The 22,086-nt window shown below is 70.4% G+C and carries 23 protein-coding genes; 5 read left to right on the top strand and 18 right to left on the bottom strand.

What is annotated here, in order from left to right; genetic code table 11:
• Positions 1-28: 28 nt before the first annotated feature.
• Entirely contained in the window at positions 29-1,573 is a 1,545-nt protein-coding gene (locus V3N99_12805) for an acetolactate synthase large subunit (GenBank protein MEO3937622.1), read from the top strand.
• Between the two features lie 20 nt (positions 1,574-1,593).
• On the opposite strand, the gene V3N99_12800 is transcribed toward V3N99_12805, so the two are convergent.
• Genes V3N99_12800 through V3N99_12760 form a run of 9 tightly spaced genes read right to left on the bottom strand, consistent with a single transcriptional unit; the run spans position 1,594 to position 10,478 of the window.
• Positions 1,594-2,445: an alpha/beta hydrolase gene (locus V3N99_12800; protein ID MEO3937621.1), complete on the bottom strand. Its 852-nt coding sequence runs from the start codon at positions 2,443-2,445 to the stop codon at positions 1,594-1,596.
• Between the two features lie 57 nt (positions 2,446-2,502).
• The gene (locus V3N99_12795; GenBank protein MEO3937620.1) at positions 2,503-3,201 is read right to left on the bottom strand and encodes an SDR family NAD(P)-dependent oxidoreductase; all 699 of its coding nucleotides are present in this window, start codon (positions 3,199-3,201) and stop codon (positions 2,503-2,505) included.
• A 40-nt stretch (positions 3,202-3,241) separates the two neighbouring features.
• Complete coding sequence (locus V3N99_12790) at positions 3,242-4,168, bottom strand: isoaspartyl peptidase/L-asparaginase (GenBank protein MEO3937619.1); 927 nt, start codon at positions 4,166-4,168, stop codon at positions 3,242-3,244.
• 13 nt (positions 4,169-4,181) lie between these two features.
• Positions 4,182-5,015, bottom strand: a complete 834-nt coding sequence (locus V3N99_12785) for a M55 family metallopeptidase (GenBank protein ID MEO3937618.1) — start codon at positions 5,013-5,015, stop codon at positions 4,182-4,184.
• The gene (locus V3N99_12780) at positions 5,012-6,007 is read right to left on the bottom strand and encodes an ABC transporter ATP-binding protein (protein ID MEO3937617.1); all 996 of its coding nucleotides are present in this window, start codon (positions 6,005-6,007) and stop codon (positions 5,012-5,014) included. Before V3N99_12780 ends, V3N99_12785 begins: the two co-directional genes overlap by 4 nt.
• The gene (locus V3N99_12775; GenBank protein MEO3937616.1) at positions 6,004-7,017 is read right to left on the bottom strand and encodes an ABC transporter ATP-binding protein; all 1,014 of its coding nucleotides are present in this window, start codon (positions 7,015-7,017) and stop codon (positions 6,004-6,006) included. The genes V3N99_12780 and V3N99_12775 overlap by 4 nt, the downstream gene beginning before the upstream one ends.
• Complete coding sequence (locus V3N99_12770) at positions 7,017-7,895, bottom strand: ABC transporter permease (GenBank protein MEO3937615.1); 879 nt, start codon at positions 7,893-7,895, stop codon at positions 7,017-7,019. The genes V3N99_12775 and V3N99_12770 overlap by 1 nt, the downstream gene beginning before the upstream one ends.
• Positions 7,892-8,851 carry an ABC transporter permease gene (locus tag V3N99_12765; GenBank protein ID MEO3937614.1) on the bottom strand — a complete coding sequence of 320 codons (960 nt, stop codon included), beginning with the start codon at positions 8,849-8,851 and terminating at the stop codon, positions 7,892-7,894. The genes V3N99_12770 and V3N99_12765 overlap by 4 nt, the downstream gene beginning before the upstream one ends.
• 46 nt (positions 8,852-8,897) lie before the next feature.
• Positions 8,898-10,478, bottom strand: coding sequence for an ABC transporter substrate-binding protein (locus V3N99_12760; protein MEO3937613.1), 1,581 nt, complete (start codon positions 10,476-10,478; stop codon positions 8,898-8,900).
• Positions 10,479-10,713: 235 nt separating this feature from the next.
• Here V3N99_12760 and V3N99_12755 point away from each other — a divergent pair, with 235 nt between their 5' ends.
• Both V3N99_12755 and V3N99_12750 read left to right on the top strand, forming a co-directional pair.
• Entirely contained in the window at positions 10,714-11,640 is a 927-nt protein-coding gene (locus V3N99_12755) for a MurR/RpiR family transcriptional regulator (protein MEO3937612.1), read from the top strand.
• Positions 11,637-12,440, top strand: coding sequence for an SDR family oxidoreductase (locus V3N99_12750; GenBank protein ID MEO3937611.1), 804 nt, complete (start codon positions 11,637-11,639; stop codon positions 12,438-12,440). Before V3N99_12755 ends, V3N99_12750 begins: the two co-directional genes overlap by 4 nt.
• A 67-nt stretch (positions 12,441-12,507) precedes the next feature.
• Here V3N99_12750 and V3N99_12745 read toward each other — a convergent pair whose 3' ends face one another.
• The 6 genes from V3N99_12745 to V3N99_12720 all read right to left on the bottom strand — a co-directional run bounded on the left by V3N99_12745 (position 12,508) and on the right by V3N99_12720 (position 15,969).
• Positions 12,508-13,083, bottom strand: coding sequence for a YbhB/YbcL family Raf kinase inhibitor-like protein (locus V3N99_12745; GenBank protein ID MEO3937610.1), 576 nt, complete (start codon positions 13,081-13,083; stop codon positions 12,508-12,510).
• Between the two features lie 63 nt (positions 13,084-13,146).
• On the bottom strand, positions 13,147-13,602 hold the full coding sequence (locus tag V3N99_12740; GenBank protein ID MEO3937609.1) for a group 1 truncated hemoglobin: 456 nt from the start codon (positions 13,600-13,602) through the stop codon (positions 13,147-13,149).
• A gap of 86 nt (positions 13,603-13,688) precedes the next feature.
• Positions 13,689-13,976, bottom strand: a complete 288-nt coding sequence (locus V3N99_12735) for an aldo/keto reductase (GenBank protein ID MEO3937608.1) — start codon at positions 13,974-13,976, stop codon at positions 13,689-13,691.
• Positions 13,892-14,851: a GntR family transcriptional regulator gene (locus tag V3N99_12730; protein ID MEO3937607.1), complete on the bottom strand. Its 960-nt coding sequence runs from the start codon at positions 14,849-14,851 to the stop codon at positions 13,892-13,894. The genes V3N99_12735 and V3N99_12730 overlap by 85 nt, the downstream gene beginning before the upstream one ends.
• Positions 14,852-15,274: 423 nt before the next feature.
• On the bottom strand, positions 15,275-15,637 hold the full coding sequence (locus V3N99_12725) for a peptidase dimerization domain-containing protein (protein ID MEO3937606.1): 363 nt from the start codon (positions 15,635-15,637) through the stop codon (positions 15,275-15,277).
• Positions 15,634-15,969 carry a hypothetical protein gene (locus V3N99_12720; GenBank protein MEO3937605.1) on the bottom strand — a complete coding sequence of 112 codons (336 nt, stop codon included), beginning with the start codon at positions 15,967-15,969 and terminating at the stop codon, positions 15,634-15,636. Before V3N99_12720 ends, V3N99_12725 begins: the two co-directional genes overlap by 4 nt.
• 102 nt (positions 15,970-16,071) lie before the next feature.
• Between V3N99_12720 and V3N99_12715 the strand changes: the two genes are divergently transcribed.
• Together V3N99_12715 and V3N99_12710 are read left to right on the top strand one after the other, a co-directional pair.
• Positions 16,072-16,803: a dienelactone hydrolase family protein gene (locus tag V3N99_12715; protein MEO3937604.1), complete on the top strand. Its 732-nt coding sequence runs from the start codon at positions 16,072-16,074 to the stop codon at positions 16,801-16,803.
• 41 nt (positions 16,804-16,844) lie between these two features.
• Positions 16,845-17,849, top strand: a complete 1,005-nt coding sequence (locus V3N99_12710) for an alpha/beta fold hydrolase (protein ID MEO3937603.1) — start codon at positions 16,845-16,847, stop codon at positions 17,847-17,849.
• Positions 17,850-17,932: 83 nt separating this feature from the next.
• Here the strand turns inward: V3N99_12710 and V3N99_12705 are convergent, their stop codons facing one another.
• The 3 genes from V3N99_12705 to V3N99_12695 form a co-directional block, all read right to left on the bottom strand.
• Entirely contained in the window at positions 17,933-19,570 is a 1,638-nt protein-coding gene (locus V3N99_12705; GenBank protein ID MEO3937602.1) for a hypothetical protein, read from the bottom strand.
• A gap of 245 nt (positions 19,571-19,815) precedes the next feature.
• Positions 19,816-20,274 (bottom strand): hypothetical protein, encoded by a 459-nt coding sequence (locus tag V3N99_12700; protein ID MEO3937601.1) that lies wholly within the window; start codon positions 20,272-20,274, stop codon positions 19,816-19,818.
• Positions 20,275-20,486: 212 nt separating this feature from the next.
• Positions 20,487-21,968 (bottom strand): EAL domain-containing protein, encoded by a 1,482-nt coding sequence (locus V3N99_12695; protein ID MEO3937600.1) that lies wholly within the window; start codon positions 21,966-21,968, stop codon positions 20,487-20,489.
• Between the last annotated feature and the right edge of the window lie 118 nt (positions 21,969-22,086).

Raw genomic sequence — 22,086 nt, 5'->3', positions numbered from 1 at the left:
GGGGGCGGGCTGAGCGTGGGGTGGGCCGATGAACGGCGCTCACGCTCTGGTCCGCACCCTGGTCGACTCCGGCGTCGACGTCTGCTTCGCCAACCCGGGCACGTCGGAGATGCACTTCGTCGCCGCCCTCGACGACGTGCCGGCCATGCGTGCCGTGCTGACCCTCTTCGAGGGGGTGGCCACCGGCGCCGCGGACGGCTACGGACGGATGACGGGGCGCCCGGCAGCCACGCTGCTGCACCTCGGGCCGGGGCTGGCCAACGGCCTCGCCAACCTGCACAACGCCCGCCGGGCCAGGACCCCGGTGGTCAACGTCGTCGGCGACCACGCGATGCCCCACAAGCGGCTGGACGCCCCGCTCGAGTCCGACATCGACGCCCTGGCCTCGACGGTGTCGGGGTGGACGCGGCGGTCGCTCACCACCGGTGACCTCGGCGCCGACGCTGCCGCTGCCGTGGCCGCCGCCCGCTCGGCGCCCGGCTGCGTCGCGACGCTGGTGCTGCCGGCCGACGTGTCGTGGGGCGAGGGCGGTCGCCCGGCGTCAGCCCGGCGACACCGCTCCCCGGCGCCGGTGCGCGCGGCCGTCGTCCACGACGTGGCGCAGGCACTCACCGGTGGGGACGACCGCGTGCTGTTCCTCGGTGGCAACGCCCTGACCGAGCAGGGGCTGCTCGCCGCGGCGCGCGTGGCGGCTGCGACCGGGGCCCGGCTGCTGTGCGAGACGTTCCCCGCGCGGCTCCCCCGAGGGGCCGGCCTGCCCTTCGTCCGGACGCTGCCCTACCCACCCGAGCCGGCCCTGGCCGAGCTCGCCGGCACCCGGCACCTCGTCGTCGCCGGCGCGCGCGAGCCCGTCGCCTTCTTCGCCTACCCCGGCCTGCCCGGCGGCTTCGTCCCCGACGGGTGCAGCGTGCACGTGCTGGCCGAGGCCGGGGACGACGCCACCGAGGCGCTCTGCGCGCTCGCCGACGAGCTCCGCGGTGACGCGGCCCCCGAGCTGAGCCCGGAGCAGCGACCCGACCTGCCGACGGGTCCGCTGACGACGCGGACGCTGGCCGCCGCCATCGGCGCGCTGCTGCCCGCGGGGGCGATCGTCGTGGACGAGGCCATCACGTCCGGCGCGCACCTGGCCGAGGCGACCGCGGGCTGCCCGCGCCACGACTGGCTGACGCTGACCGGTGGCGCCATCGGGCAGGGGATGCCGGTCGCGACCGGCGCCGCCGTGGCCTGCCCGGACCGACCGGTGGTCTCGGTGCAGGCCGACGGCAGTGCGATGTACACCCTCACGGCGCTCTGGACGCAGGCCCGCGAGCAGCTCGACGTCACCACGGTCATCTGTGACAACGGCGCCTACGCCATCCTCGCCGCAGAGCTGGACCGGGTCGGCGCCGCGAGCGACGGCGTACGGGCGCGACAGCTGCTCGACCTCACCGGGCCCGCCCTCGACTTCGTCGCCCTCGCGACCGGGATGGGGGTGCCGGCCCGCCGGGCCACCACCGCCGACGAGCTCGTCGAGCACCTCCGCTGGGCCCTCGGCGAGCCAGGACCGCACCTGGTCGACGCCCAGCTGTCGTAGCTGCGCCTCACCGGAGTCCGTCAGGTGCGCACGGGCAGGGGCACCGCGCGGTGCATGAAGTCGCGCAGCACCTGCTGGAAGTGCTCGCGCTCCTCGCTCTGGGGCGAGTGACCGGAGTTCTCGAAGATCACCAGCTCGGCGTTCGGCACCAGCGTCGCGATGGTCTCCGACGAGCTCACCGGGGTCACCCAGTCGTGGCGACCGACCGTGACGAGCACCGGTGCCGTCAGGCTGCCGAGCCGGTTCTTGAGGTCGTAGGCGGCCCAGTTGTGCTGGAAGCACCAGTTGTGCGACTCGTGGCGGTAGCTCCCGGCCTCGACCGTCGCGGCGTCCCGCTCCGGGTCGTGGTCGTGGTTGTAGAGCCCGATCATCTCGCTCCAGCACTGCTTCAGGTCGGCGTCATCACGGATCTGCCCGCTCCAGTAGCGGTTGAAGTTGTCCCACTGGATCTCGACCCGGTCCTGGTTGCGGGCGTTCTCGAAGGCGATCTCGAGGTTCGAGCCATCGGCCGCGGTGTCGCGCAGCATGACAGCCTCGACGTGCTCGGGGTAGGCGAGCGCGTACTCCAGGGAGATGAAACCGCCGTAGGAGCCTCCGGCGACCGTGACCTTCTGCGCCCCGGCCCACTCCCGGAGCGCATCGACGTCGGCGGCCCACTGGGCGTGCGAGTAGGGCGGGACGGCCTCGCTCGCACCACACCCCCGAGCATCGAAGACGATGACGCGGTACTCGTCGGCGAGTGGCCCGAAGGTGTCCCTGGGCTCCTGGAGCGACCCGATGCCGCCACCGCCGTGGTGGGCGATGATCAGCGGGGCGTCTCTCGGACCGAGGTCCTCGACGTTGAGTCGGCAGCCGTTGATGGTCAGTTCCATTGTTCACTCCTTGGATCGAGGGGCCGGGGTGCCGGCCCCGCACGGTGGTCCGGTCCCTCAGAAGAGGGAGTGCCCGCCATCGATGGACAGGGTCTGGCCGCTGACCCACCCGGCATCCGGTGCGACGAAGAAGAGCGCTCCCCGGGCGATGTCCTCGGGCTCGCCGGTGCGGCGCACGGCGATCCGTTCGACGAGGCTCGCCTGGCCGTCTGGCCCGTAGCCGTCCCACTGCGCCTGCGTCGTGGGGTTGGACAGCACGAAGCCCGGCGCGATGCAGTTCACCGTGATGCCGTGCGGACCCAGCTCCCAGGCCATCTGGCGCGTGAAGCCGATCAGCCCCGCCTTCGAGGAGGTGTAGGCCTGGACGCCCGTCAGGCTGACGCTGCGACCCGCTCCGGAGGAGATCGTCACGATCCGGCCGAAGCCGCGCGCCTTCATCGCGGGGACCACCGCGCGCACGCAGTTGAACGCGCTGCGCAGGTTGGCGTCCACCACCGCGTCCCAGGCGGCATCGGTGACCTCCTCGACGGGCACATGGGTCTGCCTACACAGCCCCCCGGCCGCGTGCACGAGGATGTCGACCGGGCCGAGGTCTCGCAGGTAGGCCGTCGCTGCCGTCGAGTCGGCGAGGTCGACGTCGGCACGGTCGACCCGGTGCACGACGGCCCCCTGGGCCTCGACCTGCTCCGCGATCGAGCGCCCGATCCCCTGCGCCGTCCCGGTCACGACGGCCTTCCGGCCGGTCAGCACGCCCATGGTTCCTCCTCCAGCGGTCGGCACGGCCCCCGCTCGTCGGCTAGACGAAGGCACGGCTCGTCTCGCCGTCCCAGTAGCCGGCGAACATGGCCTGGCTGTTGTGCACGATGAGCGCGCGCCCGCTCGGGCTCAGGGCGATCGTGCCCCCGGTCGCCCGCCGGGCATCGAGCTCCCGCTCGTACGTGCACCGCAGCGCGTCCTCCAGGTCGACCCCGCCGTAGCGCATCCGCGCGACGACGTCGTGGGCCACGACCCCTTCGATGTAGGCCTCTCCCTCACCGGTGCACGACAGCGCAGCAGCGTCGGCGCTGGCGTAGGAGCCGGCCCCGATCAGCCCGGTGTCGCCGACCCGACCGACCGCCTGGCCCACCATGCCGCCCGTCGACGTGGCGCAGGCGATGCGCCCCTCGACGTCGAGCGCCACCGCGCCGACGGTGCCGTACCGCGGGGCCGTCTCACGCTCGGCCAGCACCCTCTCCAGCTGTGCTTGGCGAGCCTCGGTGACGAAGTACTCCGCCGGGGCGTTGACCAGCCCCCAGTCCACCGTCAGCTCCGGGGCGGGGTCGACGAGCAGGACGTGGTCCGTGCGCTCCAGGACCGCGCGCGCCGCGAGCACCGGGTTGCGTGCGTGCCTGCTGACCGCGACGGAGCCGGCACGGCCGTCTCCGGTCATCACCGCGGCATCCATCTCGGCGGTCCCCCGGTCGGTGAGCGAGGCACCGCGGCCGGCGTTGAAGAGCGCGTTGTCCTCGAGCTGCATGACGGCCGCGCAGACCGCGTCGAGCGCCGACCGGCCCGAGCGCAGCGCCTGCGCCCCGGCCTCCAGCGCGTCGCTCAGCCCCCGCTGGTAGTCCTGCGACTCCTGCAGGGCCAGCTCGGTGTGGCGTGGTCCGGCTCCTCCGTGGATCAGGAGCAGCGGCCCGGGACGGGCGTCGTCGGGCGAGGGTCTGGAGTAGAGCACGTTCACGGCCACTCCCCTCTCAGCGACCGCCGGCTTGGCGGGTGATGTAGTTGACGGCGACGAAGGACGAGAAGACGGCGAGCGCGTCGTCCGACTCGATGCGGATGGTGCGGGTGCCGTGACGCTCGGCGCCCTTGACCCAGCTGCCGATCTCGGCCATGTCGGCCGTCTGCACGTCGAGGTCCAGCTGGTAGGGACGCTCCAGGCCGGGCACGGAGAGCTCGCCCGCTCCGGCTCGGCGCACGCTCTCCTGCGCACCCTCACGGATCAGCCGGCGAGACTCGGCCGGGTGCAGGCTCTTGGCACTGAAGCGGGAGTCCGACCGCTTGGTGACGACCTGGACCGCGCCCCTCGCGAACGGCGCGGTCTGGTCCTGGGTGGCGGCGTCTCCCGTGACGAGCCCGATCGGCACCCCGAAGTGGTCGGCGACGAGGGCGTTGATCCCGCTCTCCCCGACCTCGACACCGTTGACCCGGGCGGCGCTGAAGACCTCGGGGTTGTAGGTGTGCGAGAGCGTGGAGGTCGGCCCCGAGATCGACCCGTGGTAGCCCACGAAGAAGATGACGTCGTAGCTGTCGTCCAGCTCCTGCATCATGTACAGCTGCTTGTGTCGGCCCGAGACGTAGGAGGCCCCGTGGGCGAGCGCGTCCGGGTCGAGGTTGCGCATCGTGGAGTGCGAGTCGTTGAGCACGACCTCGTCGGCCCCGCCCTCGACCGCACCCTCGATCGCAGCATTCACCTCGCCGAGCATCAGCCGGCAGCCGAGCTCGTAGGCGGCTCCACCCTCCACGCACTGCTGCCAGTCGACGATGCCGGCGACACCCTCGAAATCGAACGACAGGTAGACCTTCACTCGTGCTCCTTCTGATGATCGGTCGAGCGGGGCTGAAGACGCCCCGCAAAGAGGCAGGCTGCCGCGTGCCCGAGGCTGACCGCGACCAGCGGGGGGTCGTCGGACAGACAGGTCGGTTGCGCGTGGGCACACCGCGGGTTGAAGCGGCAGCCGGAGGGGATGTCGATCGGGCTGGGCGGCTCCCCCTCGATGGCCGGCGGCTGGTCGAGGTCACGCGGACGCATCCGTGGGACGGAGGCGATCAGGGCCTGGGTGTAGGGGTGCTGCGGTGAGGTGAACAGCTCGGCCGTGGGTGAGACCTCGACGATGCGTCCGAGGTACATCACCGCGATCCGGTCGACGAGGTGCTGCACCACCGCGAGGTTGTGGGCGATGAAGAGCACGGACAGGCCCAGCTCGTTGCGCAGCGACTGGAACAGCTCGAGGATCGTCGCCTGGACCGAGACGTCCAACGCGGACACGGCCTCGTCGGCGATGAGGATCTCCGGTCGGACCGCCAGGGCCCGGGCGATCGCGATCCGCTGTCGCTGCCCGCCGGAGAACTGGCTCGGGTAGGCGTCCAGCGCGTTGTCGTCCAGACCGACCAGGCCCATGAGCCGGGCCAGCTCGGCAGGGACCTCGCTGCGAGGGACCACCTTGTGCACCATGAGCACCTCGGTGAGGACGGCGCGCACCGTCATCCGCGGGTTCAACGACGAGTACGGGTCCTGGAAGACCATCTGGATCCGGCGGCGCAGGTCGGAACCACGGCGCGACGTCATCTCGTGGCCGTCGACGAGGACCCGTCCGGACGTCTGGCTCGCGCCGCCCGCCAGGATCTTGGCCAGCGTCGACTTCCCCGACCCCGACTCCCCGACCAGCCCGAGGATCTCACCACGGTGCAGCGTGAGGTCCACACCGTCCAGTGCCCTCAGCACGTTGCGACGGCTCCCGTAGTGCTTCGAGACGCCCTCGACGCCCAGCACCTCGGTCGCGACGTCCGTGGCGCTCATGACGTGGCTCCGTAGATCGCGTCGACCCGGTCGCAGGCCGACAGCCGACCGAACCCGACGGGGACCAGCGCCTTCGGCCCGGCGTCGCACTGCAGCACGGCGTGCACGCAGCGCGGCGCGAAGGGGCACCCCGGGGGTGGGGCCGTCAGCGACGGCGGCAGGCCCGGGATGGCGACGAGCTTCCGCTCGGGCTCGTCGAAGTCCGGGGCGGAGGCGAAGAGGGCCTCGGTGTAGGGGTGCCGGGGCGCCTCGTAGATGCCGCGCACGCTGCCCTGCTCCATGAGCCGACCGGCATACATCACGCTCATCCGGCTGCACGTCTGGCTCACGACCGCCAGGTCGTGCGTGACGAAGACCAGCGAGCTGCCCATCTCGTCGCACAGCCTGGCGAGGAGCCGGAGCACCTGGTCCTGCACCGTGACGTCGAGGGCGGTGGTCGGCTCGTCGCACAGGACGACAGCCGGCTCGCACGAGAGTGCCATCGCGATCATGGTCCGCTGCCGCAACCCGCCGGAGAGCTCGTGCGGATACGCCTGGGCCCGGCGCCGGGGATCTGGTGTGCCGGTCAGCGCGATCATGTCCACGGCGAGCCGGTCGGCGGCAGCCCTCGACAGGCCCAGGTGCCGACGGGGTCCCTCCGAGACCTGTCGTCCGACCCGCATCGTCGGGTTCAGCGCGGTCATCGGCTCCTGGAAGATCATCGAGATCCTCGGACCCATCAGGAGGCGCCGCTGACCGGCGGGCATCGTCAGCAGGTCGGTGCCGTCGAACTCGATCCGACCACCCAGCACCTCGACCCCCCGGGGCAGCAACCCGGCGATCGCCCGCAGGGTCATCGACTTGCCCGACCCGGACTCGCCCACGAGGCCGTAGCGCTCACCGGGAGCGACGTCGAAGGAGACGTCGTGCACGAGGGTGGTGGCGCTGCCGTCGTCGCGCGGGACCCCGACCCGCAGTCCCTGCAGGCGAAGCAGCGACTCGACGGGCTCGTTCCTGGCCAGGGCGCTCATCACTTCCGCCGTTCCGGGGAGAAGAGGTCGGACAGGCCATCGCCGATGAGTGACAGACCGAGGCCGGTGATCACGACGGCGAGGCCGGGCAGCACCGCCATCCACCAGAGGGTGGTGATGAACTCCTTGGCGTCCGAGATCATCCCGCCCCACTCCGGGGTGGGCGGGGTGATCCCGAGCCCGAGGTAGCCCAGGGTGACGATCACCATGATGTCCATGATGATGTCCGACATCGCGTAGGTGATCGCCTGGCTGATGACGTTGGGCCCGATGTGCCGGCCCAGCACCCGGGCGTGGCTCAGGCCGCCGAGACGGGCCGCCTGGACGTACTCCTGGCGGCGGGCCACGATCACCTCGCCGCGCACGATCTTGCAGTAGGAGACCCAGGAGACGAAGGCGATCGCGAGGTAGATGCTCTGCTCTCCCGAGCCGAGCACGAAGACGAGCGCGATGACGAGGATGTAGAGCGGAAAGGCGTAGAACACGTCGACGACGCGCATGATGACGTTGTCCAGCCAGCCCCCGAAGTAGCCCGCGACCGCCCCGAGGACCGAGCCGACCACGAACGGGATGAGCACGGCGATGAAGCCGATCCGCAGGTCGACCCGGGCACCGTAGAGCAGACGGGCGAGGACGTCCCGACCCAGCTTGTCGGTGCCGAGCCAGTGTGCGCTGCTCGGCGGCTGGAGGGTGTTGAGCAGGTCCTGCTTGATGGGGTCGTAGGGCGTGAGGACCGGTGCCAGGATCGCCAGCATCAGCATGATCCCCACGATGGCGAGCCCCGCGACGAGGTTGCGGTTGTGGTACCAGGGGCGCAGGCCGCGGGCGGTCGGGGCGGTGGTGCGCCGCCAGGGTCGCCTCAGGGCAACATCGGTCATACGTCGCTCCGGTGGGTGAGGTCGACCCGCGGGTCGAGCATGGTGTAGACGACGTCGGTCAGGATCCCGACCGCGACGACGAAGACGGCGACGAAGAGGGTGACGGCCTGCACCGAGGGAAAGTCCCGGGCGAAGATCGACTCGATCATCATGGATCCCAGCCCGGGGATCGCGAAGACCTGCTCGATGACCAGGGAGCCGCCTACGAGGTAGCCGACGTTGACGCCGACGATGCTCACGGCCGGGATGACCGCGTTGCGCAGCACGTGCCCGATGTAGAGGCCCCGGCCTGCGGCTCCCTTGGACTTGGCCGTGGCCACGTAGTCGCTCTCCAGCACCGTGAGCATCGAGGCGCGGAGGCTGCGGATGATGATGGGAGACAGAGAGATCGCCATCGTGAGCGCCGGCAGGAAGAGATACCAGAGGTGCTCACCGAACGTCTCACCGTAGCCACCGACCGGGAACCAGCCGAAGGTGACGGCAAAGATCAGCAGCAGCATGATCCCGACCCAGAACTGGGGCATGCCCAGACCCACCAGCGGGATGACCCGCACCACGTGGTCACGGACGCCGCCCGGCCGCGACGCCGCCGCGATCGCCAGCGGGATGCTGATGACGAGCATCAGGACCACCGAGTAGAGCACCAGCATCAAGGTCGCCGGCACGCGCTCGAGCACCAGACCGAGCACGGGGGTCTGGTAGATGTAGCTCTGCCCCAGATCCCCGTGCAGCAGGCGCACCAGGAAGTGCCAGTACTGCTGCACCAGAGGGTCGTTCAGACCCATCTGCTGCCGCAGAGCCGCCACCCGCTCAGGTGTCGCCTGGGCCCCGAGGAGCGCCTCGGCCGGATCACCAGGGATCAGGTGCACCAGGAAGAAGACCACCAGGGTCACACCGAAGGCCACGGGCACGGCCTGCAACAGCCTCATCGGCACGAACTTCAACCTGGTCAGCATGGCGTCTGCATCCTCGTCCGACTGCGCTTCCTCCCGTCCGGGACGGTCAGTTGCTCTTCCAGACGTCCATGATCGGGTAGTTCCCGAGGGGGGTCACGTTGAAGCCGTGCACCTTGTTGGAGAAGGCGTAGGCGTAGGGGGCGTAGTACAGGTAGGCAAAGGGAGCCTCCTCGGCAGTGACCTTCTGCAGCTGGCTGTAGGCCTCGGTCCGCTTGGCCTTGTCGCCCTCCGCCTCGGCGGCACGGTTGAGGTCGATCGCCTTCGTGCTGTTGTAGTTCGTGTACGCCGACTTCGCACCGCCCGCAGGGTCGACAGCGAACTGCGTCCACTCGTCGGGGTCGGGGATGTCCATCGTCCAGCCCGACAGACCCATCTCGTACTGCATGTTCTGCTGGGCGTTGTGGTTGGCCGTGGGGTCGAGCGGGGTGATGGTCACGTTGATGCCGTAGGGCTTGAGGTCGCCCTGGATGATCTGCGCCGTCGACAGCTTGGAGGCGTCACCCGACGGGATGAGCAGGGTGGTGTCGAAGCCGCTGGGCACGGTCGAGGCCGCCATCTCGGACTTGGCGAGGGCGTCGTCCTTCATGATGCCGGGGGTGCTCTTGTCGTAGAACGGGACGCCAGGCATGAGCAGGGAGTTGGCCGGGGTGCCGTTGCCGAAGAGCACGGCGTTGACGATCGCCTCGCGGTCGATCATCGCCGAGATCGCACGGCGCACGTGCACGTCCGAGAAGGGCTTCTTGTTCTGGTTGAAGGCGAGGTAGTCGAGCTCGGTGGACGGGAAGGTCTTGGCGGTGACGTTGCTCGCCGTGCCCAGCGACTTGAAGCTCGACCAGTCGGGGTACTCGTTGATGTCGACCTGGCCGCCCTGCACCTGCAGCTTGCGGGTGTTGGAGTCGGGCACCACCTTCCACGTCACCGAGCTCAGGTAGGGCTTCCCCTTCTGCCAGTAGGAGGGGTTGGCGACGAGCTTGAGGTACTGGCCCTTCTTCCACTCCCCCCACTTGTAGGCGCCGGTGCCGACCGGGGCCTGGTAGAACTCCTCCATGGTCTTGCCGCCGTAGTCCTTCGGCACGATCGCGTTGGAGAAGAGCGCGAGGTCGGCGATGATGGGCGCCCACGCGTGCTTGAGCTCGACGACGACGGTGTACTTGTCCTTGGCCGTGACCGTCTTGATCGCGCTGTTGATGAAGCCCCAGCCGGTGTCGGCGTGCTTGGTGTCCTCGTCGATGGAGAACTTCACGTCGGCGGAGGTCATCTCCGCACCCGACGAGAAGGTGATGCCCTTCTTCAGCGCAATGGTGTACGTCTTCTGGTCCGCGGAGACCGTGAAGCCCTCCGCAAGGAGGGGCTGCGTGTCCTTGCCGTCCGGGGTCACCGTGAAGAGCGGCTCCAGCATCTGCTCGAAGATGAAGATCGAGCTGTTGTCGAACGTCAGGATGTTGTTCATCGACTTCGCGTCCTGCGCCCGGGCGATCGTCAGGTCCCCGCCCTTGACCGGCGAGCCGGCCGCTGTCGAGCCGCCTGCCGCTGCTCCCCCACTGCTGCCGCGGGAGCAGGCAGTCAGCATCGCGCCGCCCAGCGCCATGGTCCCGACCAATGTCAGACTCACCAGCTTGCTCTTCACCGAAACCCACTCCTTGGTGCACGTCTGGTGCACGTCGCGCGGGGTCCCTCGTGCCGGATCCCCAGTGGTCAGGAGCCTAGGAACAGCGCTCCGTCGGCGATAGGGGGCCGGGCCCGACGTTACTCGATTGTTATTACAGATGTTTCTTGTGGACGGCTGATCTGCCAGTCTTGTAACATCCTGTTCATCACGGGGGGCGATCCGCTCAGCCGGCAGGACGACATGAGGAGCGACGGTGGACTCGATCACGGCCTCCGCCCTGATCCACGACCACATGGACGGGCTCACGGACGCCGAGCGGCGAGTGGCCCGAGAGCTGCTCGCCGACTACCCCGCAGCGGGGCTCGGCACGAGCCACTCCCTGGCGAAGCTCGCCGGCGTGAGCGCGCCGACGGTGGTCCGTTTCGCGACGAGGCTGGGCTTCAGCGGGTTCACCGACCTGCAGCACCACCTGCGCACGGAGATCTCGCAGGGCGGGAGCAGCCCCGTCCTGCGCGCCCTGGCGCACGGCTCGGCTCACCGCCACCACGAGCCGGTCGCGACCGCCATGCACCGGCGGATCAACGCGATCGAGGCGACGCTGCGCCTTCTTCCCCGCTCCGAGATCGACGCCGCAGCGGCGCTGATCGCCCACTGCCCCGCGAGGGTGCTGGTGACCGGGGGGTTCTTCTCCGTGTCGATCGCCCGGATCATGGCCCTCCAGCTGTCGCAGGTGCGGGCCGAGGTCGTCTTCCTCGAGGAGCCCCTGCGCCGGGATGCCGGGCTGACCCTCGACGCCAGGAAGCGGTCGGTCCTCGTGATCTTCGACCTACGGCGATACGAGCCGGCCGCGCTCGTCGTGGCGCAGCAGGCCAAGGCCGCCGGGCACGACGTCGTCCTGATCACCGACCGCGGCATGTCCCCCGTGGCGTCCTGCGCCGACGTCGTGCTCGCGGTCGAGGCCGAGGCCATCCCGTTCGACACCTTCGTGGCCGTGATGGCGCTGGTCGAGGTCGTGGTCGAGATGGTGATGACGCTGGGCGGGGACAAGAGCCTCAAGCGGATGAAGCAGTGGGAGAACCACGCGGTGAGCCACACGAGGACAGCCGGCCGCGGAGGCCTCAACCCCCCCGACGCACCGACAACGAGATCCACCCAACGACGAAGGAGAACCCCGGAATGACACGCATCGACGGCCGCACCGCCGTGGTCACGGGATCGGGCAACGGCATCGGAGCGGCGATCGCCAAGGCGCTCGCCGCGGCCGGCGCCAACGTGATGGTGTCCGACGTCCTCGAGGACGACGGCGAGGCGACGGCTCAGTCCATCCGCGACTCCGGCGGGTCCGCCGCCTTCGTCGCCGCCGACGTGGCCCAGGTGCAGGACAGCTCGCACCTGGTCGACGCGACCCTGACGGCCTTCGGTGGCCTCGACATCCTCGTCAACAACGCAGGGATCGGAGGCGGCCAGGCCCGCCTGCACGAGCTCGAGCCCGACGAGTTCGACCGGGTCATCGACGTCAACCTGCGTGGGACCTTCTTGTGCACCAAGTACGCCATCGGCCACTTCCTGACGGCCGGCGGCGGACGCATCGTCAACATCGCCTCGACCTACGGCCTCATCGGGGCCCCCAAGGCTGCGGCGTACTGCGCGTCCAAGGGCGCGATCATCAACCTCACCCGCCAGCTCGCCGTCGACTACGGCCCGGACGGCATCCGGGTCAACGCGATCTGCCCCGGATACATCGACACGGGGCTCGGACGGCGGCGCGGTCGACTGACCCCCGAGGAGATCGAGGCCGCGACGGCCGTCCGCGAGAAGGCCGCCGGGATGCAGCCGCTGGGCCGCCAGGCCCAGCCCTCCGAGGTGGCCGCCGTGGCGCTCTTCCTCGCCGGAGACGCGTCGTCGTTCATGACCGGGGCGATCGTCCCGGTCGACGGAGGATGCACGACGACCTTCAACTACGGGGAAGCCAGCAACTGACCCCACCTACCGGGGACGCCGCGGTCTCCGGTCGCTGTCGGTCGTGGGCCCCACGCCGGCAGCACCGTCATCCCTTGGCGTAGGTCACCGTCAGCGACGCCGTCGCGGTGGCCGCAGACCGGATGGCCGCCACGACCGCTCGCGGGTCGGCGCCGGCTGTCGCAGTGAACGGCGTGGCGAGTGCGACGAGGCTCAGCACGTAGTGGTGGGGCGGCCCCGCCGGCGGGCACGGCCCGTCGTACGTCGCCTCGCCGAAGTCATTGGTCAGCTCGCGCGCCCCCGGCGCCAGCACGTGCTGCTTGATGCCGACGGCGTCACCGGGCAGCAGCTGGATCCAGTGCACCCGGCCGCCCGGTGCATCGGTGTCGACCATCGTCAGCGCCAACGCGGCCGTGTCGGCCGGCACGCCGACGAAGTCGAGCCCTGGAGAGAGGTCGCCCGACCCCTCGCAGGTCGACTCGCGCGCGAAGGCCGTGGAAGAGGCGAAGCCCGTGGCCGGTGCCAGAGCGAAGCCGCTTCTCCCCGTGGTCGATCCGGAGCCAGGCACCGAGGACAGGTCGGGCGTCGCGGAACATGCGGAGAGCAAGAGGAACAGACCGACGACGACGGGGACGAGCCGGGCGGCCTGGGAGGAGTGTGGCACTGAGTCACCGTAAGCGGCGGGAGCCGACCCCGGCGGTTACGGGCCGGTGACGGCACGAGCAGGCTACGACGCGACGACCGCCGACCGGTAGCCCTCGATGATCGCCATGAACTCGGTGCTCTCCTCGGCGGGGACGCCTAGGTAGGACAGGGTGGACGCGATCTCCATGACGACGGCATCGAAGCCCTGGGCGTCGATGTCGAGGTGCTCGTGCGCCTCGCTCATGTCGTGCCCGATGTAGCAGGCGGGCCCGCCCGTGGCCTCGATCGACCAGGCAGTCACGAGGAACTTGTAGCCGGGGGCGTTCGCGTTGTTGCCATGGTGCTCGTGCACCGTGGCGTTGGCGTTGACGCTGACGTTCGCGAAGAGGCGGTCCACCAGGATGTCGACAGCACCGGCGATGCCGTAGGCGCCGCCCAGTCGCTCGTAGAGGGTCGCTTCCGACGGAGCGGATGCTGCGGCGGTCGACGGGTCGGCCTCGGGGGCGAGGCGTCGGGTGTCAGGGACGTTGAGAGTCATACAGGAGAACGTAGCCCACGTCACACGGGTCCGCACCGGGGAAAGACGAACCGGTCGGGCTCCGGCCGGTCGCGTCGCGGACGACGTCAGACCCCACGCTCCAGCTCGGCCACATCGTCGACGCTCAGCACGACGTCAGCCACGGACAGGTTCTCCTCGAGGTGGGCGACGCTCGACGTGCCGGGGATGAGCAGGACGTTGGCACGGCGTCCGAGCAGCCACGCGAGGCCGACCTGCGCGGCGGTGACGCCGAGCCGGGCGGCGACAGCCCGGACGGCGACGTCGTCCGTCACCTTGGGCAGGTGCGGGAAGGCCGAGCCGAGCGGGAAGTAGGGCACGTAGGCGACGCCGGAGCGGTGGCAGAGATCGAGCACGTCGGCGTCGCTGCGGTCGAGGAGGCTGAAGGCGTTCTGCACGCAGACGATGCCGCCCTGTAGGGCCCCGTGGGTGCACCGGACTTCCTGATGCCCCGGTTGTCGAACCGCACCACGCGCAGTCCGGCGGCCAGCAGGGCCGGGACCTGGAAACCCCAGGAGTCCAGGTCATCCGCCAGACCGTTGACGAGCGCGACCACCGGACCGTCGCTGAGCGAGACGTGGCTCGACGCGATCTGGGCCGCCAGGCCGCCGTCGCCGACGTCGATGGCGTCGGTGAGGGCCTCGTGCTGGAGTGCGGCCTTCTTGCGCGCCTGCGTGGTGTACGGCTCGGCTCCGAGGTGGAGACTGACCCGGGAGCGGATCTGCTCGTCGGCCTGTCGGGAGGCCTCCCTGTCACCAGCCTGCCGGTAGAGCTCGAGGGCCTTGCGGATCGCCTTGACGTCGCTGCGGGTCCGCCGCTCGGCGGCGGTGCGGGCGATGAGGGGCTCGATGAGGCACCGCGCATCGAAGAGCGCCTCGAATCGGTCCCCGTTGGGCAGCAGGTGCCTGCCGACCATCTCGGCGGAGTTGGGACCCCATCCCGAGAGAACGAACGAACCGCCCTGACGACCGCGACGCCCCTCGATGTAGCCCGCTTCAGCCAGTCGGTGCAGAGCCTCTCGCACGCCTGTGCGCGAGACCTGGAGCATCTGCGACAGGTCGCGTTCGGACGGCAGCCGCTGCCCGGGGACGTAGACACCGAGAGCCACCGCGGTCACCATCCGGTCCACGATCTGGTCGGCGACGTTGCGCGTGACGATGCGTCGGCCCAGCGGCTCGCCGGCATCCCGCTCGAGCTCACCGAACGGGTCGATGTCCAGAGCGCCGGTCACCGGTGGGCCTCCTGATCGGCAGAGGCAGGGACCAGGCTGCCCTGGGGCGCGGCATACCAGTCCACGAGGAAACGAGCCAGGGTGCGGGCCCCGGCCACGATCGTGTCGAGATCGACGCCGGCTCGACGCCGTGCGCGCCCTGGTGGGCCCTGGCCATGGTCCGGGTGAGCGCGTGGTCGTCCGAGAGCCAGTAGCCCGGCGCCCGGAAGCCGCTCAACCGGAGCGTGGGCTCGACCGGGAAGCCGCCGTCGCGCCTCGCCACGCTGGCCACCGCCGTGCGAACGGCCGCTGCCGCCTCGTCGGGGGTCCATGACCGGGGGTATCCGACCCGGACGCGGACCGTGGCGTCGACCGGGACGCTCGAGGGCCAGTCACCGCAGCGGATCTCACCGACGTTGAGGTTGTCGGGGCTCTCGGCACCGATCAGCATGTCGTCGGGGTGGTCGACCTGCAGGCAGCCCACTCACGCAGTCCGCCGAGCAGCCGCGCGAGCAGGTCGTAGGGGTTGACCGCCAGGTGCGCTGCCTCAGCGTGTGCCGAGCGTCCCACGACCTCGATGTCGCACCAGAGCACGCCGATCCCCCCGAGCAGCAGGTCCAGCCCGGTGGGCTCGAGCAGCACCACGGCGTCGACGAGGACGCCCTGGTCGGACGCGGCGAGCGTCCCGTCGCCTGTGCGCTCCTCCTCGATGACGACAAGGAAGTGCAGCGGCCCCGTCAGGAAATCCGGGCGCACGGCGAGCAGGGCACGAAGCGCGAGGAGGCCCATCGCGAAGCCGCACTTCATGTCGCCGGCACCACGTCCATGTGGCCGTTCAGCAGCAGTGATCGCCCCGTGCTGGGACCGAGGGTGCCGACGACGTTGTAGCGCTCCCCGGCCACCTCCTGCGGGACACCGGCGCGCGGGTCGGTGCCGAGGTCGTCGCCCAGGAAGACCTTGCGGGTGGTGAAGCCGAGCTCGCGGAGCTGTGCGGCGAAGAGGTCGAGCGCCGGCGCCTCACCGCCGAGCGCGCTGGGTGCCGAGACCAGCCGCGACAGGAAGGCGAAGGAATGGTCCGAGGCCTCGTCTACGGCCCTGTCCAAATCCGCGAAGTCGAGCCCAGCACTCCAATGGCCCATGGTCTAGTTCTTTGACCTCAACCCTCCCAGACCCGTTGCGGTAGAGGGCAGCGCACATTCCCACCGAGCTCCCTGACGCCGACCGCACTAGGCTCACCCGACATGAAGCTGCGCGAGGAGGAGGTGCGGGTCGCCGCGCCGGACTGCGAGATCCGCACGATCTGGATCCGCCCGGTCGGTGACGGTCCGTGGCCGGCCGTGCTGTTCTACAGCGACATCTTCCAGCTCACCGAGTCGACGCTGCGCACCGCGCGGCGGCTGGCGTCATACGGGTTCGCCGTCTTCGCGCCGGAGATCTATCCGCGCACGCTGGCCGGCGTCGCGCTGGAGTTCGACGACGCGGGCAAGGTCGCCGGGATGGCCGGGGCGGCGGCCACCACGACGGCGCAGTTCGACTCCGACCGCGTCGCACTGCTCGACCACCTGGCCGGCCGGGCCGACGTCACCGACGTCTTCTGCGTCGGCTTCTGCATCGGCGGTCACCTGGCCTTCCGCGCCGCGTTCGACGAGCGGGTGTCGGCGACGGTGTGCTTCTACCCGACCGGGCTGCAGGACGGCCAGGTCGGCGCCGACGCCGACAGCAGGACCCTCGCCCGAGCCGCCGACGTGACGGGGCGGATGATGGTCGTGTTCGGCACCAACGACCCGCACGTCCCCGCCGCTGCACGCCTCCAGGTCCTCACGAGCCTGTATGCCGCGGGCTCCGAGCACGTCGAGCTGCACGTCTACGCGGGGGGTGAGCACGCCTTCATGCGCGACATCGGGCCGCGCCACGACCCCGACCTCACCGACGCGTCCCTGGCGGCGGCGGTGTCCTTCATGACCCGTCGCTAAGGCGTCGCGACACCAGGCTCGACCGGTGTCATAGTTGGCGGGTGAGCAGCTGGCCGGTCATCGACGGAGTCCTCGAGCTGGGCGACACACAGGTGGAGCGGGGTGGCGTCATCCATGGTGCGCGCCTCGCGTGGCAGGCCCACGGCACCCTGAATGCCGCCAGGGACAACGTGATCGTCTACCCGTGCAGCTACGGCGCGACGCACACCGACCTCGCCGACCTCATCGGTCCCGACCTGGTCCTCGACCCCGAGAAGTGGTTCGTCGTCGTCCCCGACATGTTCTCCAACGGGCTGTCCTCCAGCGCCGCCGAGGGCGTGGACTTCCCCGCCGTCGTCACAGCCGGCGACAACGTGCGGGCCCAGCGGCGGCTGCTGCACGAGCAGTGGGGCATCGACCGGGTTGCCGCGACCTACGGCTTCTCGATGGGCGCGATCCAGGCCTACCACTGGGCGTCGCTGTTCCCCGACGTCGTCGAGCGCGCCATCGTGGTCTGCGGCAGCGCCCGGACGGCGATCCACAACCGGGTCTTCCTCTCCGGGCTGATGCGCATCCTCGAGGCCGCCCCCGAGCACCTCGGCGGCGGACGGTTCTCGGCCGAGCCCGTCGCCGCACTGCGCGCCTTCGCCCACGTCTACGCCGGGTGGGGCCTGAGCCAGGACTTCTACCGCGAGGAGCTCTTCCGGACGGTGCTCGGGGCGCCCGACCTCGAGACCTATCTGCGCACCGACTGGGAGGCGGGGTTCGCCACCAGCCGGGCCGCCGACCTCTACGCCCAGGCGCAGACGTGGTCCGATGCCGACATCAGCGCCGGCGGCGACCTGCCCGCAGCCCTCGCCGCCATCTCGGCCCGGGTCCTGTTGATGCCGAGCGAGACCGACCTCTACTTCCGCGTCGCCGACAACGCCGCCGAGCTGCCGCACCTGCGGTCCGCCGAGCTGCTGCCGATCCCGACCGTCTGGGGCCACCGCGCCGGCAACCCCGTCGGCCTGCCGGCCGAGATGGCCTTCGTGCGGGACGCCGTGCGGCGGTGGCTCGAGGTCTGACTGGGCGGCGAAGCCCCTCGAAACACCTCCACTCGGAGACGGACCGCGCTGCGCTCGATCATCGCCGCGACGTCACGCCCGGGCTAGCCCTGAGGGAAGATCGCGGCCCGTGCCAGCGCCTGCTGCACCGCTCTCGCCGACTCCCACGGCAGTGACCGACGCGACCCCGCCACCCAGGCCAGGCGGCTGGCCGCGTGGGTGGCGCCACGCCGTACGTCGGTGTCGGTGAGCCCGTCGCCGCCACCGCTCCAGCCCGCACCGACGAGCACCTCGGCCACCTCGACGACGGTGTCGTCGCCGGCCGGGCAGCCCGCGGCGACGTGCAGGAGCAGCAAGACGGAACAGTCGGTCTCGAAGGCGCCGACCGCCTTCGCACCTCGCGGGATCATCCCGTCAGCGACGACGCGCCACAGGGCGGCTGGGTCGTGCCTGGCGTCGCGGGCCAGGGGGGTGGCCTTGAGGCGACCCCGGTGCCGGCGCAGCAGCCCGTCCTGCATGACGATCGTGCGCGCCGCTGCCACCGGCGGGGTGAGGTCCTCACGGTTGCCCTTGCCGATCCACTCTCCACCCAGCCGCAGGGCAGCCCACACCTCCTGCACGACGGCTGGGACCATCCACCCCGCCGTCGTGAGAGGGATGCCGTCGTCACCGGCCGCGTCCAGCAGCACCTGCCACAGGCGTACGGCGCCGCGGGTGTCGAGCGGGGGCACGGTGCGGGGCCGTTCGTGCACCTCCTCACCGGGGCCTGCGGCCGTGGCGTGCGCGAGCCGGGTCAGCTCGGCCAGCGACGCGACGTCGTCCCCATGGGCTCGGGACACGAGATCGGCCAGGGCCGGGTGGAGGACGGGGGCGGCCACCTCGCTCGAGCCGCCCCGGCCGCCCACGCCACCGCTGATGGTGGCAAAGAGCTCGTCAGCAGTCAGGCCGACGAAGGAGAGGGCGATGTTGACCTCGTCGACGTCGAACTGCGCTGGGTCGTAGCCAGCAGGCACCGCGTCGGCTTGCCACTCATCGAGCGGCGGACCGCCGCCGAGGGCCGCGACGACCGCCTCGTGGCCCCAGACGCCACCGCTGTCCTCGAGCGGGCCCGCCCGACGGCCGGTGAGGCAGACCGCCGGGGGCTCGTCGCCGACGGCCGGCCGGACCGCCTCCAGCTTGAGGGTGTGGTCCCAGCTGTCGCCGAAGTCGTAGGTGTAGAAGACCCGGTCGCCGGGCTCACGCAGCACCTGGTCGACCACGACCGCGCTCTCGTGGCCGACGCCGTTGTCGACGGAGTCGTCCTCGTCGAGGTGGTTGACTAGGTGCGGCCCCCTCCAGAGCTGTTTGGTCGGTCCCACCCAGAAGCGGTGCAGGTGGCTGTCGGTCCAGCCCATGACTGCCTGGAGCACCTCGTGCATGGCACTCATGGTCAGGTCGCTCCGCACCTCCACCCGGCGCCAGACCGGAGGACGCGTGCCGTCGAGGTCGACCCGCAGCCGCAGGATGCGCACCTCGTCGGCCGGCTCGGGCAGCTGCAGGGTCGGCTCGAGGCACCGTCGACCGAAGCCGCCGAGAGACGCGAAGTCACCGAGGGACGCCGGTCCTCCCCTGGCCAGCATCTGCTGGGCCATCTCCTCGACGCTGGGCAGACCGGACGAGGCGAGCCAGGCCGCGAGCTCGTCCGAGGTCGCCCGCGAGGAGCCCTTCCCGTCAGGGGTCTCCGGGCTCGTGCGCTTGGCCATGGCGACTACCTTGCCATTCGCCGGACGCTGCCGGTGATGCTCACCGGTGTGTCGGTCGGCAGGCCGATGACGCCGATCCTGCCGACGAGGCCGAGGTGTCACGGTTGATGCCGTTTGCGGGGCTCGAGGGCGACGGCATCCCGTTGCTCGACCAGGTGTGGTTCGACCGGCTGCTCTGAGCGTCGCTCTCCGGGCGTACCCCCCGCGTCCGCGCGAGGTCGCGCCACCGTCGCCTCGTGAGCCGCTCAGTCGCCGCCCTCCACCTTCGACCCCGCGATCCTCTTCCCCAGGCCGACGAGCCCGCGACGCACGAGGGCGCCGTACCCGTCGTCGAGCAGGGCGCTCTGGGCAGTCAGCCCCGCCTCCAGCTGGGCCGCCGCGTCGGCCGTGCGCCCCTGCCGCAGGTAACCGTCGCCGAGGTTGAGGTGCAGGCTGGGGGCCAGCGCACGCGCCGAGGCGATGCCGATCGCCGCCAGGTCGTCCTCACCGACGTGCGCGTATGCCGCCCACGCCCGCTCGTCCCACGTCACCTCGTCGTCGAGCTGGGGCTCGAGGTCGGCGAGGTAGTGGGCCAGCACGCACCGCTGCGCGTGGTCCTGCTCGGAGGTCCCACCCCAGCAGCTGAGCAGCTCGCGTCGACCGTCGACCTTCTCCCCGCCGAGGGCCAGGCCGACTGCGGAGGTGATCTCGTCCCACGTCGTCATGGCCAAAGCCTAGGAGCGTGCTCCGACAGGAGCGCGGTCTCCAGCGCGACGCCGCGCCTCCGCGCCGTCGGACATGCGCCATACCGCCAGATCGGGCCCGTTCAGCGCCGCGGCCCGCACGGCGCATGTTGCGGTGGCCACGACGCAGCCCTGCCCTTGCCGGGCACCCCGACGCACCGGTCAGGGCCGTCGCGCAGAACGGCCCGGCCGCGTCAGGAAATCGAGGAGGTCAGTCCGTCGACGACGTCCAGCGCCCAGTTCAACGCATGGATCGCGGCCAGATCCAGCTCCTGGTCGGTGAAGCCGCTACGGCACGATGGGTTCGGTTTGGCCGACAGGTGATCGATCACGTCGCGGACCAGGCGTCCGGTGGTGCTCTGTTCGCCGAACGCGGCGTCCTGCAGCTCGTCATCCAACGACAGCGTGCTGAGGATTTGCTCAGTCGGAATGCCCATCAGGACATCGATCGCGGACAGCATCCCGGCCGTGAAAGCCAGGCTGGACCGTCCCGTCTCAAGCTGAAGGGCCAGGACCTCACTCATCTTCGCGCGGGTCAACGCGGTCGTGAAGTCATCGGTGCTGGTCACCCGACGATCGACCATCACCAACAGGGCGATCCAGTTCTGCAGGCGTTGCGAACCGATCATGACGAACGCTTCCCGGACGTTGCGAACCCGCCGGCGGGTCCCGGCGAGACCGCCGGCGCCAGCCATCTGCAACAGCTGCAACATCATGCCCGGCTCGGTGGCCACGATCGCCTCGAGCTCGTCGACCTCGAAATCCCGGCCCAGCAGCGCTGAGGCCATCCGGAGCCGACCCAGTTCGGAGGAGCCCAGGGTCTTGCCGGGCAGGATGACCGGACGCGCCAGGGCATAGCCCTGGAAGTAGTCGAAGCCGAGATCGAGACACCGCAGCATCTCCTCCTCGGACTCGACCTTCTCGGCCACGAGCTTGACGTCATACTGACGCAGCCGCTGGACCAAGCCCGGCAGGTCCTGTGGGGCAACGATGGTCAGATCAACCTTGACGATGTCGGCCAGTCCGAGCAGCCGCTCCACACCGTCGAACCACACGAAGTCATCGAGCGCGAGCCGGAAGCCCTGCGCCACCAACCGCTCGCAGCCCTCGATGATCGCGGCGTCGGGGACCACCGTCTCCAGCACCTCGATCACGGTCTGTTCGGGCGGGAGGCTGATCGGCACGGCTCCGGTGAGCAGGCCGCGGTCGGCATTGCAGAACGCGAACCGGTTGCCGATCAGGCGATGCAGCCCGATACCGGTCGCGCTGAACAGCACCATCGAGGTCATCAGATCCCCGCTGAGCGGTCCAGTTGCCGATGCCGAGGCATCGATCGGACGGAACAGCAGTTCATAGCCGTAGACGGCACGGTCACGGTCGAAGATCGACTGCCGGCCGACGACGACGTCCAACGCGGTAATTCCGATCACCAACTCCCCGAGTGCCTGCCCTGACTCTCTGGACCTATCGGCACTGACCCGCACGCTCTGAGCGGTTAGCCAACCCGCATCCTTCGTGGATGCGCTGATGTCGGTCGGGTCGGCGTCGTAGTGGCCATCTGAGGGCCGATTCTGTCTCAGGGGTGCGTCATGTGGCCCGCTGTCGTGCGGGTGGGCGCCGGGTTCCACAGACGGAGCAGCCACGTTGTCGGGGTACACATCGATGCCCACGCTCATCGTGACTTCTCCGGGCGAACGCCGACGGATGCGGAGCCGGCACTCCCGTCCCCCACGGCATCCCCGCGGTGCGGCGCACTCACAACCCGACACGCGTCTGCGGACTACGGGTCATCAG

The sequence above is a fragment of the Dermatophilaceae bacterium Soc4.6 genome (assembly GCA_039889245.1).
In the GTDB taxonomy this organism is placed as follows: domain Bacteria; phylum Actinomycetota; class Actinomycetes; order Actinomycetales; family Dermatophilaceae; genus Lapillicoccus.
Note: the sequence above shows the minus strand (reverse complement) of the source record. Positions and strands in the feature narration are given on the sequence as shown.